This is a genomic window from Pontibacter ummariensis, from assembly GCF_900188175.1.
In the GTDB taxonomy this organism is placed as follows: Bacteria; Bacteroidota; Bacteroidia; order Cytophagales; family Hymenobacteraceae; genus Pontibacter; species Pontibacter ummariensis.
Genome location: NZ_FZOQ01000024.1, coordinates 1 through 14450, shown reverse-complemented (window position 1 = coordinate 14450; position 14450 = coordinate 1). Strand labels below are relative to the sequence as shown.

The following is a 14450-nucleotide window of genomic DNA, read 5'->3' as shown; positions in this document are numbered from 1 at the left end:
AATTTTGCTATTTTTCAGCATGCAAAAGAACAACGCTACCGTAACCAATGCCTGGTGTTTTTACGATTGGGCTAATTCGGTTTATTCCTTAGTCATTACGTCTACCATCTTCCCGATTTACTTCAGCGCTGTTGCGAAGAATGCGGACGGAAGCACCAGGGTGGACTTCCTGGGTTTTCACCTGGAAAGCGCTGTGTTGTTCTCGTATGCGATCTCCGGCGCTTTTTTAATCATAGCGGCGTTAAGCCCTTTTCTGACAGCGATTGCCGACTATAGTGGCCGAAAGAAAATGTTCATGCAGCTCTTTTGCTACCTGGGCGCTTTCTCCTGTGCCGGTCTCTACTTCTTTACCCGCGAGACCTTCACTCTGTCCGTCTTGCTTTTTGTACTGGCCTCCATCGGGTTTAGCGGAAGTATTGTTTTCTATAATTCTTATCTGCCAGAAATCGCCACAGAAGACGAGTACGACAGATTAAGCGCCAGAGGCTTTTCCATGGGGTATGTGGGAAGCGTGTTGCTGCTTGTCTTTAATTTGGCCATGATCATGAAGCCAGAGTGGTTTGGCATTGCCGCTGATAATACCTCACTGCCACCCCGCATTACCTTTCTCTCCACTGGTATCTGGTGGTTCGGTTTTGCCCAGTATACCTTTTACCACTTGCCCGCAAATGTTTATCACCGTAAGCCAAAGGGCAGCTGGATTCTGAATGGCTTTAAAGAACTGCAAGGCGTAGTGCAGCAGGTAAAGGACTTGCCTCTTTTAAAGCGTTTTCTGTTAGCCTACTTTTTCTATAACATGGGTGTGCAGACGGTCATGTATGTGGCTACCATCTTTGGGATTGAAGAACTACATCTGCCGGATGAAGCGTTGATCGTGACTATCCTCATTATACAGTTAGTGGCTGTGGCGGGTGCTTATGCTTTTGCGTTTTTATCGGGTAAGTTTGGTAACATCAGAGCGTTGATGCTTGCGGTAGTCATCTGGATAGGAATTTGTGTGGGCGCTTATTTTATAAGAGGTGAATTTGACTTTTATGTATTGGCTGCCATCGTTGGTTCTGTGATGGGAGGGATACAGTCCCTGTCACGTTCTACGTATTCCAAGCTGATCCCGGCTACTACCCAGGATCATGCCTCCTTCTTTAGTTTTTATGATGTAACGGAAAAAGTGTCAATCGTACTGGGCACGCTGGCCTATGGCGCTATTGCACAGTACACGGGCTCTATGCGAAACAGCATTTTGGCTTTGATTATCTTCTTTGGGCTGGGCTTAGTGTTTCTTTTCCTGGTGAAAGGTAAGAACACTGAGGAGTCAAAGCAGAAGGTGGCGGAGCGGGCTGTGCGATAAATTACGGAGGCTATCAAAAGGAAGGGGCGCTGCATTTAAATGCAGCGCCCCTTCCTTTTGGTAGTGCCGGTTTATTTCTTGTATACCTGCTTCCCGTTTACATACGTGCGCAGTACTTGTACGCCTCGCATCTCTTCAGGTGCAATCGACATCAGGTCTTTATCTACTAAAATAAAGTCGGCAAATTTGCCTGGCTCTAGGCTGCCTTTTTCGCTTTCCTCAAAGTTTGATTTTGCAGCCCAAATGGTCATCCCACGCAGGGCATCCTCACGCTTCAGCGCGTTCTCCATCTGGAAGCCGCCTGCCGGCCAGTTCTTAGCGTCCTGGCGTGCTACGGCGGCATGGAAAGTATAGAAGGGGTTGATGTCTTCTACCGGAAAGTCGCTGCCCAGCGGGATATAGCCGTTCTGCTCCATTAACTCTTTGAACGGATAGGCATGCTTTAGACGCTCTCCTCCTAAGCGGTCACCGGCCCAGTACATGTCAGAGGTAGCGTGGGTAGGCTGTACGGAAGGGATGATGCTGTACTGCCCAAACTTAGCCATATCGGCTGGGTTCACGATCTGAGAGTGCTCGATGCGCCAGCGCTTGTCGTTCTTGCCTCCCAGCACGTTTCCATAAATATCCAGCAATAGTCGGTTAGCAGAGTCGCCAATAGCGTGGGTGTTCATTTGGAAACCATGCTCGTTCATTAGCTTGGCAATGTCCCGGAACTCCTGCTCTGAGGCGAGTAAGAATCCGTAGTGCCCCGCTTTGTCGTGATAGGGCTCTAACAGGTTTGCTCCTCTGGAGCCCAGCGCCCCGTCAGCGTATACTTTAAAGGACCGTACATTCAGGCGGTCTGTTTTATAGGGACCGTTCTTAAAGTAGTAGTCCTGGTTCTCCTGGGTAGGGTTAAGCATGGCATATACCCGGATTTGTAGCTCCCCCTTTTGTTGCATGTCATCGATCAGATCGACTGTCGCCTTGTCCAGACCAGCATCGTCAACGGAGGTAAGGCCAACGGCAAAAACATTGGCTTCTGCATTTTTAAGTGCCTGCCGTTTTTCCGCTTCTGTTGCCTCGGGTATCTTGGCCGTTACCCTGTCCACGGCGTTATCGATTAGGATGCCGGTCATCTTGCCGTCTTTTACCTCTACCAGGCCTCCCACCATTTTCGTGTCTGCCGTAACCCCTGCCAAGTCAAGTGCTTTTTGGTTGGCAAGAGCCGCGTGGCCGTCCACACGCGTCAGGATGATGGGCGTGTCCGGGAAAAGCAGGTCCAGCGTGTCTTTACTCGGGAACTCCTTTACGGCCCAGTCGTTCTGGTCCCAACCGCGTCCTGTAAGCCAGGCAGTGTTAGGGTATTGCGCACGCTGCTCTGTTACTTTCTGCACAACCTCCTTAAAGGATTCAGTGCCGACCAGGTCGGCAGACTGCAACCCTAAACCATAGCGATAGAAGTGGGAGTGGGCATCAATCAGCCCAGGGTAGATGGCTTTGCCCTCGGCATCCAGTTCTTCTGTCGCCTTAAACTGGCTACGAATTTCCTCTGATGTGCCAACGGCAACTATCTTCCCGTCCTTTACGGCAAAAGCCTCGGCTGTATCAAAGTTGTCGTTAACGGTATACACCGTGCCGTTGTAAACGATCAGGTCAGCTGTCTGGGTGCTGGTACAGCCACTAAGAAGAGTGCCACCCAATAGCAGGGCGGCGGTAAGGGTGCGAAATGTTTTGGTCATGGGTGTTATTTATTCGAAGCGCATGTGTTTAACGGACTCACCGGAGTTGATTAGCTCCTGTAGCGAGTCAATGCCAATGCTCAAATGCTTTTCTGCAAAGTTCGCGGTCACGTTCTTATCACTCTCAGAGGTCTTCACGCCTTCCGGTACCATTGGGTTGTCAGACACGAGCAACAGCGCACCGTGCGGAATCTCATTGATGAATCCAACGGTAAAGATAGTCGCTGTTTCCATATCTACCCCCATGGCCCGTATCTGGCGGAGGTACTCTTTAAAGTCTTCGTCGTGCTCCCACACGCGGCGGTTGGTGGTGTACACCGTCCCCGTCCAGTAGTCCATCTCATGTTTTTTGATCATAGAAGACACCGCGCGCTGCAGGCGGAAGGAAGGCAGGGCTGGAATTTCAGGTGGAAGGTAGTCGTCTGAAGTACCCTCGCCACGAATGGCGGCTATGGGTAGGATCAGGTCGCCAATCTGCGTCTTTTTCTTCAGACCGCCGCATTTGCCCAGGAACAAGGCAGCTTTTGGCTTGATGGCAGAGAGGAGGTCCATCACGGTGGCCGCCATGGCGCTACCCATTCCGAAGTTAATGATGGTAATGTTATTGGCTGTAGCTGTTTGCATGGGCTTGTCGAAACCTACTACCTCGGTTTCAAAGCGGTCTGCAAACATTTTTACGTAGTTGATAAAGTTGGTGAGCAGGATGTACTCTCCAAACTCATTTAATGGCACCCCTGTGTAACGGGGAAGCCAATCATTTACAATTTCTTCTTTGGTCTTCATACGAAATAAAATTTGTTTTTGAGCGACTCCTAATGGGTTTGCTTACGCAATTTTAGCTGCATCAGGTATTAGCAGGTGTTGCATTGTGTACCCGGCAGATACAAAAAATCCGCCTTGGCAGCTCTTGCTACCCGGGCGGAGCACCGGAAAATTGGTTAAATTGCGGTATGGAAGCCCTCAATTTGCCACCATTTGAATACAAAGTTACGAAATCTGGCGCTAATTATCTGATTTTTGATATCCTACGCCGGAAACAGGTGGTCCTGACGCCAGAGGAGTGGGTACGGCAGCACTTCGTCCATTACCTTATCAACACACTGGCCTACCCTAAGAGTCTGATCAGTATTGAGCGTGGTACCAATTACAACAAGTTGCAGAAGCGCACAGATTTATGCGTGTATAACGCGGAGGGAAAGCCGCACTTATTAGTGGAATGCAAGGCCTCTTATGTGCCCATTACCCAGGAGGTGGTCCGGCAGGTATCTACTTACAATCAGACGCTGCGGGCGCCATACCTTGTCATCACGAATGGCTTACAGCATTACTGCTGGCAGGTAAATTTCGAGACCAGGCAGTTTCAGCCCTTGCAGGAGATACCGGTTTTTGCCTCACCGCTTTAGCCAGAAATATAGCTTGTTTCCGCTCATACCGTTCCGGAAGTACTGCACGTAAGCCTTTAGCTGTTGCTCTGCTGTTGGGGCAGGAGAGGCAGGAGCCATGTCAGCAAACGAATAGAATCGTACCTGCTCATCCGGTGTAAGTTCTGCCACTTTTCCCTGCTGTACCAAAAAGTAAGAACTGCCATTGTAGAGCAGCGCATGAGCGGCGTCTGTACTGTCCAGAAGGGAGTGCCCGAAAGGGAGCACTTTATCTGTCGGTATATTTAGGTAATCTACGACAGTGGGTAGTACATCCGTGTGCTGTGCGATCTGCTCTGGGTCTATCTCTGATATGTCTTTAGCCGGATGAAAAAGGAGCAGCGGAACGCGGTAGTGCCCCAACTCATTCTGGTACGCCGGAACATTGCTCATCTGCGTGTGGTCCGCTGTCAGGATGAACAGCGTGCTGTCGTACCAGGGCTGTTTGGAGGCTGTCTTGAAAAACTCTTTTAGGGCATAGTCGGCGTAGCCGATAGATTCATGAATCTCCAGGTCTCCTTTTGGGAAAAAGCCCTTGTACTGCGCTGGAACAGTGTACGGCTGATGGGAGCTTAGCGTGAAGACAGTGGCCATAAATGGCTGCTCCAACTCTGAAAGCTGGTGCGCCACGTACTGTAAGTAGGGCTCATCAAAAATACCCCACTGGCCATCAAAGTCTTTGCTTTTTAGCGCAGCAGGATACTCATCCAGCCCGTAGTACTCCTCAATTCCTGCCCTCGAGGCAAAATTGTTAAAGCCCATCGAGCCATTGGCGGCCCCATGAAACATCGCTGTATGGTAGCCTGCCTTTTCTAAAATGGTCCCCAGCCCATACAGCTCGTTTGCCTGAAAAGGGGAGGTGATAAAGGGATCCTGCATCAGGGAGGGAACACTTGCCAGAATAGAAGGAAGGGCCTCGATAGATTTACGCCCGTTAGCAAAGGCATTCCGGAACAGCACCCCTTCGCTTGCCAGCGAATCCAGGAAGGGGGTGTAGCCTTTACCTTCGTTCAGGGCACCTACGTACTCAGCAGAAAAGCTTTCCAGGATGATGATGACGACATTTTCTTTCTGGATCGGATTCTCCGGCTGCACAAACCTGTTTGGGTCGAAGGGAAGCGCGGCTAAAAGGGCTTCGTCTGTTCCGAAATAATGCTTTTCTTCGAGTTGCGTCTGACCAATGCCTTTAATAAAAGTAAAAGGGGTATTCAGGGTGAGGTGTCCCAGGGTGGAGGGCTGCAAGACAAAGGCATGGTTAGGGCGAAGCGGCTTCAACTGCAGTCCTCCCCGGATGCCGAGCACTACAAAGCCAGCTACCAGTAAAAGCCGGAGACAACGCAGCCACACTGGGGGGAGAGTCGACTTTTTAGGGGAAACATCCGGGTAAAATTTGACCAGTATCAGCAGCAGCAGTATAAAACCAAGCCCCAGGTACCAGTAATAACTCGCCAGCTGCCCGACCTGATCTGCAATGTCATCGGTAATGGTAAAAAGCTCGTTACTGGAGCGCCTGCCAATAAACTTAAAGAACTCGAGGTCCACCAGGGCCAGAGCCAGGAACGGGGCATTAAAGAGCACAAACACCCACTTCAGTATACGCTGGTAAGTAGGGGCCAGCGTGTTGCCTATAGGCAGGAGCGACAGTAAAATAAAAAGCCCATTGATGATCAGGACAGCTGCTATATCAAACCGAAGGCCGTGTACGAACGCCAACAGGGTAGTGGTAGGGCTAGCCTCTGCAAAAGTGCTTAGGTTAAAGAGGTAAAACACTATACGCAGCAGCATGTACAGGGCCAATAGCAGGCCCAGGCGGCGTAGCAGTAAAGTAAAAGACTGGTCGAACATTAAACAGAAGTCTAGGAGGACGGCACCGCTCTGCTTTAAAGTGCCTAAATCGCTTTGCCTGCCGTAGCAGGTGTGGCTGAGAACAACACAAAAATAAGGGCGCCTCTCCGAAGCTTATCAAAGAGGCGCCCTTATTTATCTACTAACAGTGTGCTTACAGCACGTTCTCAGCCGGAACGAACTCCAGGCCGAAAGCTTCCGCCACACCCTGGTAAACTACTTTGCCGTTTACGATGTTTAGGCCTTTTTTCAGTTCCTCGCTATCGGCACAGGCTTTCTTCCAGCCCTTGTTAGCCAATTGAATGGCATACGGCAGGGTAGCGTTGGTAAGGGCAAGCGTAGACGTATAAGGCACGGCGCCTGGCATGTTGGCCACGCAGTAGTGTACCACGTTGTCAATGATATAGGTAGGGTTCTCGTGGGTCGTAGGCGTGCAGGTCTCAATGCAACCTCCCTGGTCTACTGCCACGTCCACTACTACAGTGCCTGGGCGCATCTCCTTCAGCATGTCGCGCGTGATCAGGTGAGGCGCCTTTGCACCCGGGATCAACACGGCACCGATGATCAGGTCGTGCGTAGGAAGAAGTTCGCGGATGTTGTACTCGTTCGACATAAAGGTATTCACGTTAGCCGGCATGATATCATCCAGGTAGCGCAGGCGCTGCAGGTTATTGTCCATGATGGTCACATCAGCACCCATACCGGCAGCCATTTTTGCTGCGTTTGTTCCAACTACACCGCCCCCGATGATCAATACTTTCGCAGGACGCACACCCGGTACACCGCCCAGCAGAATACCACGACCCTGCATTGGCTTCTCCAGATACTTGGCACCTTCCTGTATCGACATGCGGCCAGCCACTTCTGACATTGGTACAAGCAAAGGAAGCGTTCTGTCGGCTTTCTCCACTGTTTCATAAGCCAGACACACGGCCTTCTGCTTGATCATGGCATGTGTAAGCGGCTCGTAAGAAGCAAAGTGGAAGTACGTAAACAGCAGCTGGTCCTCTTTGATCAGGCTGTATTCCGATTCGATCGGCTCTTTTACTTTAATGATCATCTCCGCAATGCCGTACACGTCCTCGATGCTCGGAAGTACGCTAGCACCCGCTTTGATATAGTCTTCGTCTAAAAAGCCGCTGCCTTCGCCGGCAGTAGACTGCACATACACTGTGTGGCCATGGCGCACCAGTTCAATAACCCCGGCTGGAGTTACACCTACACGGTTTTCGTTATTCTTGATTTCCTTTGGAACACCAATAATCATGTCGTTCTTATGTTATGTAGTATTATGTAGTTTGGAAAAGCTGCGCAAAGATACTATAACAATACTGAAATAAAAGGGGGTGAGCAGGAAGCTTCTGAACAGCATGATCAGGTGCCTGCAAAAGGCGAAAAGGAGTACTATTTTCGAGCTGGAGTTCTGGGAACCCGAAAGGCCTGAAATGAAAAAAGGCAGTGATAAGACCACTGCCATTAGTACAAAATAAAACTATGAAAAAAACTATCTGAAAGGTACCGGCTCTTTGCCCTCCCTTAACATATTTTTAGATGCCAGGCTCTCGACTACATTTGCCTTCAGCGTTAGCCGGAGGTTTGGCATGACAATATCGTTTGAAAGTATCGTTACTACCTCGTTTTGCTCATTCAACAGCATTGGCATGTAGCTTAGTTCCAAAACTGCTGTTTGCCCTGCTTTTATTTCTGGTACCGAAACCCGGTAATTTACGCAGTTGCAGGCAGACTTCACGCCTTGTATCATCAGGGGCTGTAAGCCTGTGTTTTTAATGGTAAACCTGGCAATGGCTTTTTGCCCTTTTTCAAGTTTTCCGAAGTTGTAGTTCGTACTACCGAAAGCCAAACGCGGTGACTTTGCCTTTTGTTCCGGAGTGTAACTAGTTTTTAAATCTTTTGGCCCAACCTCGCCTTTTATGTACAAAACCTGCGTAGGAGCTGTTGCATTGGAGCTTACCGTTATGGCCTTATGAAACGGGCCCGGCCGGCCTGTGCTGTTATAAACCGCCTTGATCACCCCGATCTTACCCGGCAAGATCGGCTCTTTCGTCCAGCTAGGCGTGGTGCATCCACACGAGGGTTGTACTGAGGCAATAATTATAGGTTGGTCGCCTACATTTTTTACTCTAAACTCGTAAGTAGCTAATGTACCCTCAGCAATAGTACCAAAATCATGGGTTTCTTTCTCAAACGAAAGTTCCCCCTGTGCCTTCACTGTACATACAGCAAATATAAGGCACAGCAGTGTTAAGACGTATTGCTTTCTTATCATAAGCTTAAAGGAAGCGAAAATTTATTAGGAAATATGTACTGCTACACTGAAAGCAAAACAAATATACAAAATTCACTTTTCAAAGATAAGGACCCAATATTGTGCCAAGCTAGGGTAAAAAGTGCTCTAATTTGAAATTAGGGCATTTATATGTACTTTTGACCCATAAAAAAGTAGTATAGGAGATATAACATGCAAACTGCTGAAGCAACTATTACTCATAAGCTGACAACTGAAGAGATCCTGAACGACTACCGCCTCGGTTGGGAAAGCCGCCAGGCAAGCCTTACCGGGCGTAAAGAAGTGTTTATGGGGAAGGCCAAGTTCGGCATCTTCGGGGACGGCAAGGAGGTGGCGCAGCTGGCGATGGCGAAGTTTTTTATGCCCGGTGATTTCCGGTCCGGCTATTACCGCGACCAGACCTTTATGTTTGCCATCGGCGAGCTAACCCTGCAGCAGTACTTCGCGCAATTATACGCCCACCCGGATGTGGAAGTGGAACCCTCCACGGCGGGCCGTTCTATGAACGGGCACTTCGGCACCCGTTTGCTGGATGAGGAGGGCAAGTGGAAAGACCTTGCCAGTTCAAAAAACTCCAGTGCTGATATTTCTCCTACTGCAGCGCAGATGCCGCGCCTGGTAGGTTTGGCCTATGCCTCCAAACTATACCGCGAGAACCCGGGCTTACAGCATCTGAAACAGTTTTCGGTAAATGGCAACGAAGTGGCCTTTGGTACCATTGGCAACGCCTCTACATCCGAGGGGATTTTCTTTGAAGCGATCAATGCCGGTGGTGTTCTCCAGATCCCGATGCTGGTCTCTGTTTGGGACGATGGCTACGGCATCTCGGTTCCGGCCGAGTACCAGACAACGAAAGGCAGTATTTCGGAGATACTGGCCGGCTTCCAACGCAACAGCGAAGGAGAGCAGGGCTATGAGATATTCCGGGTGAAAGGATGGGACTATGCTGCGCTTTGTGAAGTATATGAGGCTGCTACCCGTGTGTGCCGTGAGCAGCATGTGCCTGTGCTGGTGCATGTAGAGGAATTAACACAGCCGCAGGGGCACTCAACCTCAGGCTCACATGAACGCTATAAATCGAAAGAGCGCCTGGAGTGGGAGGCTGAACACGACTGCCTGAAGAAAATGCGCGAGTGGATACTGGACAGCGAACTGGCAACTGCGGAAGAGCTCGATGCTATAGAGGCAGAAGCCAAGGAAACAGTAAGACTGGCGCGTGGAAGTGCCTGGGGCGATTTCACCGCTTCTATCAAGGCCGATCAGGACGAAGCACTTCGTTTGCTGGATGCACTAGCCGCTGCCAGCGGGGAGCGTGCCACTGAACTGGCTTCCATTGCCGACGAGTTGCGCAAAACAGTGAATCCGATCCGGAGCGATGCGGTGAAGGCTGTAAGAAAGGCGCTGCGCTACGTGCGCAATGAACGGAGCCAGGCCAAGCGGGAGCTAATCGGGTGGCTGGAGCAGGAGATGGGCGAGAACGCCGAGCGCTACAACTCTTACCTGTACAGCCAATCCGATGAGTCGGCCTTGCTGGTAGAGGAAGTTAAGGCAGAATATGATGAGGCAAGTCCTGTTATGGTAGATGGGCGTGAGGTGCTGCAAGCCTGTTTTGATGCAATGCTTGCCCGTGACCCTCGTGTGTTTGCCATAGGCGAGGACGTGGGCTATATAGGAGACGTGAACCAGGCATTTGCCGGTTTACAGCAAAAGTACGGGGACTTGCGCGTAACAGACACCGGTATCCGGGAAGCAACCATCGTGGGGCAGGGAATAGGCGCTGCTCTTCGAGGCCTTCGCCCTATTGCCGAAGTGCAGTACCTGGACTACCTGCTGTATGCGATCCAAATATTGTCCGATGACCTGGCGAGCTTACAGTACCGGACGAAAGGAGGACAAAAAGCACCGCTGATCGTGCGTACCCGTGGCCATCGCCTGGAAGGGATCTGGCACTCTGGGTCTCCTATCGGCATGGTGCTGCACAGCATTCGCGGAATGCATCTACTCGTACCGCGCAACATGACGCAGGCAGCCGGTTTTTACAATACCTTGTTGAAGTCGGATGATCCTGCCCTGATTATCGAGTGCCTGAACGGATACCGTCTGAAGGAGCGGATACCATCTAACATTGCCGAATTTACGGTGCCACTTGGCAAGCCAGAGGTACTGAAAGAAGGAACGGACATCACGATCGTAACTTACGGCTCTATGTGCCGTGTGGTCATGGAAGCAGCCAAGCAGTTGGAGGAGTTCGGAGTTTCAGCCGAGGTGATAGACGTGCAAACCCTGTTACCGTTCGACATCGACCATGTAATAACCGACTCTATCCGTAAAACAAACCGTGTGCTCTTTACAGATGAAGACGTACCGGGTGGTGCAACGGGCTTCATGCTACAACAAGTAGTAGACGAGCAGGGCGCATGGCGCTACCTGGATTCCAAGCCACAGTGCCTTTCTGCCCATGCACACCGTCCGCCATACTCTTCTGATGGGGACTACTTCTCCAAGCCAAATGTAGAGGATGTGTTCGAGGCAGCTTATGAGATCATGCATGAGGCGGATCCGCAGGCTTACCCGGAGATCTACTAAGAGAAAGCAAAGATTGATTTCAAAAAAACCGGCTGCTTTAGGACAACCGGTTTTTTTTATGATGAGTGTATTCTCTTACACTGTACTTGCATGAGTTTATTGGCCCTGAAACAAGACCACATCATCCGTGTACACCACGTTACTTTTGTTCTGTGCCCGGTCATAGATAAAAATTTCAAAGCGGACGGTATCGTTACTGTCGAAGATGTCGTCTGAGAAATTGGTTAACGTATACTTTATCTCGCCTTCCAGCGCCTCGTTCTTTTCGTCAGAAGACAACCTCGGAAAGCGGCCGTTCAGGTTAAGGTATTGTCCTAAAGGATAGGGAACATACTGCCCGTCGCGCTTCACCTGTAGGTTCACGAAAAAGTTATTGAAATACGGTGAGCTCTGGTCGAAGGGCGGCAGAAAGTCAGGGTCTGATTCTCCGCTAGCCACTCTGGCTAGGCCCAGGTTCCCGTCGCCATCCTGAAAATCCACCACCAGAACGAGCGAGTCGAAGGTGATTCTGTTCTTGGTATATGTGTACTGCTCTACCCTGTCAAACTCTATGTGTGGTACGTCGCTATAACTGGGTTCCTTGCGGCAGGCAACGATGGTAAGGGCTAAGAGCAGCAGTACGCTGCCGTACTTAAACAAGTAGTTCATATGGGATATCAGGAAATTGAAGCTAAATTTACTAAACAAACGCAGAAAAAATAGGATTTGTTGTACGCCATGAGCTTTAAAGCCTTTCATATTAACCAACTGCACCAAAAAGACCCTTTTGACTTTGATTCGGTTGCATTAGCCCTGTTTCAGTACCAGGCACAGCACAACCCCGTTTACCGGGAATACCTGGCGCGTTTGGGCAAGGCCCCCCAGCAGGTGCAGGCACTTGAGCAAATTCCTTTTCTCCCGATCGAGTTCTTTAAAGAGCAGGAGGTAAAGACAGGGGAGTTCGAACCAGAGGTTGTCTTTTACAGCAGTGGCACTACGATGCAAACCCGCAGCAGGCACCTTGTAAACAGCCTTTCTTTCTACCATCAGGTAACTACGCGCATCTTCGAAGAGTTCTACGGCCCTTTGCAGGAGTTCGTCGTAGTGGCCCTGCTGCCCTCCTACTTAGAACAGGGAGGGTCCTCGCTGGTAGCCATGGTGGAGCATTTTATACAGCAGACAGGGCAGCGGGAGGAAGGCTTCTACCTGCGGGACCATGCGAAATTGATCGCAACGCTACGACAGGCAAAAGGGCGCGGGAAAAAAGTATTGCTGATAGGGGTATCCTATGCCTTGCTGGACCTGGCTGAAGAACTGCAGGGGCAGGAGGATCTAACGGGAGTCACAGTAATGGAAACGGGGGGCATGAAAGGGCGCCGGCGCGAGATGATACGAGAGGAACTGCATGCCTTGCTTAAGAAGGGACTTGGGGTAGAGGCAATACATTCCGAGTATGGCATGACCGAGTTGCTCTCCCAGGGTTACTCCAAGGGAGAGGGGATCTTTTGGCCGGGCTATACCATGCGCGTTCTGCTTCGTGACCTCAACGATCCCTTCGACATGGGCCTGCGGCGTCGGTCCGGCGGGATCAACGTGATTGACCTGGCCAATGTGGATTCGTGTGCCTTTATCGAAACCAAAGACATTGGCCGCTTGCATTCGGATGGCAGCTTTGAAGTCTTAGGCCGCTTCGACAATTCTGATATCAGAGGCTGTAATTTACTTATTGCCTAAGCATCTTTCATACTTGGCGTGCGTTTAAAGGCTCCATGGGCTATCTCGTATTCTTTATTGTTGTAGCGGCTGTCTGCCTGCTGTTCTACCGCTGGGCTACCCGCAAGAAGCGCCGGCGCAAGAAAGTGTTCGCGCAGGAGTTTCCTGCTGAATGGCGCAAAATCCTCCGGGATAGGGTGGGCTTCTATCATACCTTAAAAACAGATGAGGACAAGCATCGCTTCGAAAAGATGCTGCAGCTGTTCCTGTCAGAAAAACGCATCACAGGCATCGATGTAACGATAGACGATCTGACCAAGGTGCTGGTGGCTTCCAGTGCCATTATCCCCATCTTCGGTTTTCGGGACTGGGAGTACCGCAACCTGGGAGAGGTGTTGGTGTTCCCCGGCAGCATCAAGCGCTACAAGAATGATAAGAACGGGGCAGTGTCGGACGTGCTCGGGCGGGTAAACCCTTTCCAGAACGACCACTACGTAACGCTCTCCAAACCAGCCCTGGAGCGCGGTTTCAACGACATGCAGGACCGCAAGAACGTAGGCATTCATGAATTTGCCCATATGCTGGACCAAGCAGATGGCGAGATAGATGGTACGCCTGCCACTTATCTGCCGGAGGAACTGGTGCAACCCTGGCAGGAGCTCATGTACCGTGAGATCCGGAAGATTAACAAGGGGAACTCCGACATAGACAATTATGGAGCCACCAGCGAGGCGGAGTTCTTTGCTGTAGTGACGGAGTACTTCTTTGAAAGACCCGGGCAGTTGGCTGAGAAGCACCCGAAGTTGTATGAGTTGCTGACAGAGGTGTTTTCCCAAAACCCCAAGCGCCGCTTTCGCCTTAACTTTCGGGAACTATTAAACCCCTTTGGCAAACGCGTTGGCCGCAATGAGCCCTGCCCTTGTGGTAGTGGCAAGAAGTATAAGAAATGTTGCAGGCTGAAGAAAACCCAATAGGCAGGTGTTATAAGAAGGCTGACTACATTTTCCAGTGCCGGGCTACATGCAGCAGTCTCCTCCTTGTGGGACATTTTTCCCATAAGCCAGGATAAGCAAAGGGACTATCTTCTAGAGGTGGAGTGCAACCCATAAAAGTCCTTATAAGAGCAGTAGCTAAGACAGCTTAGAAGATTAACTAGGCTTTGTCTGATGAATACTTTTTCAGGTAAAATCTAATGAAAGCCAGCTTCACCATAGCCATGAAGCTGACAGCTAGCTTTTCATATCGAGTAGCAATTCTGCGATTCTCTTTAGCCAGCCGATAGCCTGCTCAACGCCTGCTCTTTTCTTATGGGTCTCTCTATCGAAGCGATGATGAGGCCCCCTTCTTCTTCTTTTGGTTCCAGCCCGCAACTGCCTTTCAGGAATCATTCCCTTGATGCCTCTGCGGGCCAGCTCCTTTCTTAAGTAGCCTGCATCGTATGCCTTATCTGCAACTACTTCCTCTGGCCTGGTTCTTTTACGGCCCCTTTTCAGAGGAATCTTTACCTGTTTCAACACTGGGTGAAAAAA

The 14450-nt window shown here is 50.4% G+C and carries 12 protein-coding genes; 5 read left to right on the top strand and 7 right to left on the bottom strand.

Annotation, left to right across the window (positions count from 1 at the left end; all coding sequences use genetic code 11):
* The first annotated feature begins 19 nt into the window (after positions 1 to 19).
* Positions 20 to 1348 (top strand): MFS transporter, encoded by a 1329-nt coding sequence (locus CHB92_RS20315; protein WP_089321124.1) that lies wholly within the window; start codon positions 20 to 22, stop codon positions 1346 to 1348.
* A gap of 71 nt (positions 1349 to 1419) precedes the next feature.
* On the opposite strand, the gene CHB92_RS20310 is transcribed toward CHB92_RS20315, so the two are convergent.
* Entirely contained in the window at positions 1420 to 3069 is a 1650-nt protein-coding gene (locus tag CHB92_RS20310) for an amidohydrolase (protein ID WP_089321076.1), read from the bottom strand.
* A 9-nt stretch (positions 3070 to 3078) separates the two neighbouring features.
* Complete coding sequence (locus CHB92_RS20305) at positions 3079 to 3852, bottom strand: AMP nucleosidase (RefSeq protein ID WP_089321075.1); 774 nt, start codon at positions 3850 to 3852, stop codon at positions 3079 to 3081.
* Between the two features lie 167 nt (positions 3853 to 4019).
* On the opposite strand from CHB92_RS20305, the gene CHB92_RS20300 reads away from it, so the two are divergent.
* Entirely contained in the window at positions 4020 to 4472 is a 453-nt protein-coding gene (locus CHB92_RS20300; RefSeq protein ID WP_089321074.1) for a type I restriction enzyme HsdR N-terminal domain-containing protein, read from the top strand.
* On the opposite strand, the gene CHB92_RS20295 is transcribed toward CHB92_RS20300, so the two are convergent.
* The 3 genes from CHB92_RS20295 to CHB92_RS20285 all read right to left on the bottom strand — a co-directional run bounded on the left by CHB92_RS20295 (position 4461) and on the right by CHB92_RS20285 (position 8622).
* Complete coding sequence (locus CHB92_RS20295; RefSeq protein WP_089321073.1) at positions 4461 to 6335, bottom strand: LTA synthase family protein; 1875 nt, start codon at positions 6333 to 6335, stop codon at positions 4461 to 4463. The two genes, CHB92_RS20300 and CHB92_RS20295, sit on opposite strands and share 12 nt — an antisense overlap.
* Before the next feature lie 154 nt (positions 6336 to 6489).
* Positions 6490 to 7602: an alanine dehydrogenase gene (gene ald / locus CHB92_RS20290; protein WP_089321072.1), complete on the bottom strand. Its 1113-nt coding sequence runs from the start codon at positions 7600 to 7602 to the stop codon at positions 6490 to 6492.
* A gap of 237 nt (positions 7603 to 7839) precedes the next feature.
* Positions 7840 to 8622 (bottom strand): DUF1573 domain-containing protein, encoded by a 783-nt coding sequence (locus tag CHB92_RS20285; RefSeq protein ID WP_089321071.1) that lies wholly within the window; start codon positions 8620 to 8622, stop codon positions 7840 to 7842.
* Between the two features lie 192 nt (positions 8623 to 8814).
* Here CHB92_RS20285 and CHB92_RS20280 point away from each other — a divergent pair, with 192 nt between their 5' ends.
* Positions 8815 to 11229 carry an alpha-ketoacid dehydrogenase subunit alpha/beta gene (locus CHB92_RS20280; protein WP_089321070.1) on the top strand — a complete coding sequence of 805 codons (2415 nt, stop codon included), beginning with the start codon at positions 8815 to 8817 and terminating at the stop codon, positions 11227 to 11229.
* 96 nt (positions 11230 to 11325) lie between these two features.
* Here CHB92_RS20280 and CHB92_RS20275 read toward each other — a convergent pair whose 3' ends face one another.
* Entirely contained in the window at positions 11326 to 11877 is a 552-nt protein-coding gene (locus CHB92_RS20275) for a hypothetical protein (protein WP_144266355.1), read from the bottom strand.
* 69 nt (positions 11878 to 11946) lie between these two features.
* On the opposite strand from CHB92_RS20275, the gene CHB92_RS20270 reads away from it, so the two are divergent.
* Both CHB92_RS20270 and CHB92_RS20265 read left to right on the top strand, forming a co-directional pair.
* Entirely contained in the window at positions 11947 to 12942 is a 996-nt protein-coding gene (locus CHB92_RS20270; RefSeq protein WP_089321068.1) for an acyl-CoA synthetase family protein, read from the top strand.
* Positions 12943 to 12977: 35 nt separating this feature from the next.
* Entirely contained in the window at positions 12978 to 13895 is a 918-nt protein-coding gene (locus CHB92_RS20265) for a zinc-dependent peptidase (RefSeq protein ID WP_089321067.1), read from the top strand.
* A 255-nt stretch (positions 13896 to 14150) separates the two neighbouring features.
* Here CHB92_RS20265 and CHB92_RS20260 read toward each other — a convergent pair.
* Positions 14151 to 14450: transposase (locus CHB92_RS20260; RefSeq protein WP_144266354.1), on the bottom strand; the 300-nt coding region annotated here is incomplete at its 5' end.

What these genes read in the sequence shown, in the direction of transcription:
- CHB92_RS20315 (WP_089321124.1), top strand. Translation starts at nt 20, where the DNA reads ATGCAAAAGAACAACGCTACCGTAACCAATGCCTGGTGTTTTTACGAT.
- CHB92_RS20310 (WP_089321076.1), bottom strand. Translation starts at nt 3,069, where the DNA reads ATGACCAAAACATTTCGCACCCTTACCGCCGCCCTGCTATTGGGTGGC.
- CHB92_RS20305 (WP_089321075.1), bottom strand. Translation starts at nt 3,852, where the DNA reads ATGAAGACCAAAGAAGAAATTGTAAATGATTGGCTTCCCCGTTACACA.
- CHB92_RS20300 (WP_089321074.1), top strand. Translation starts at nt 4,020, where the DNA reads ATGGAAGCCCTCAATTTGCCACCATTTGAATACAAAGTTACGAAATCT.
- CHB92_RS20295 (WP_089321073.1), bottom strand. Translation starts at nt 6,335, where the DNA reads ATGTTCGACCAGTCTTTTACTTTACTGCTACGCCGCCTGGGCCTGCTA.
- ald (WP_089321072.1), bottom strand. Translation starts at nt 7,602, where the DNA reads ATGATTATTGGTGTTCCAAAGGAAATCAAGAATAACGAAAACCGTGTA.
- CHB92_RS20285 (WP_089321071.1), bottom strand. Translation starts at nt 8,622, where the DNA reads ATGATAAGAAAGCAATACGTCTTAACACTGCTGTGCCTTATATTTGCT.
- CHB92_RS20280 (WP_089321070.1), top strand. Translation starts at nt 8,815, where the DNA reads ATGCAAACTGCTGAAGCAACTATTACTCATAAGCTGACAACTGAAGAG.
- CHB92_RS20275 (WP_144266355.1), bottom strand. Translation starts at nt 11,877, where the DNA reads ATGAACTACTTGTTTAAGTACGGCAGCGTACTGCTGCTCTTAGCCCTT.
- CHB92_RS20270 (WP_089321068.1), top strand. Translation starts at nt 11,947, where the DNA reads ATGAGCTTTAAAGCCTTTCATATTAACCAACTGCACCAAAAAGACCCT.
- CHB92_RS20265 (WP_089321067.1), top strand. Translation starts at nt 12,978, where the DNA reads ATGGGCTATCTCGTATTCTTTATTGTTGTAGCGGCTGTCTGCCTGCTG.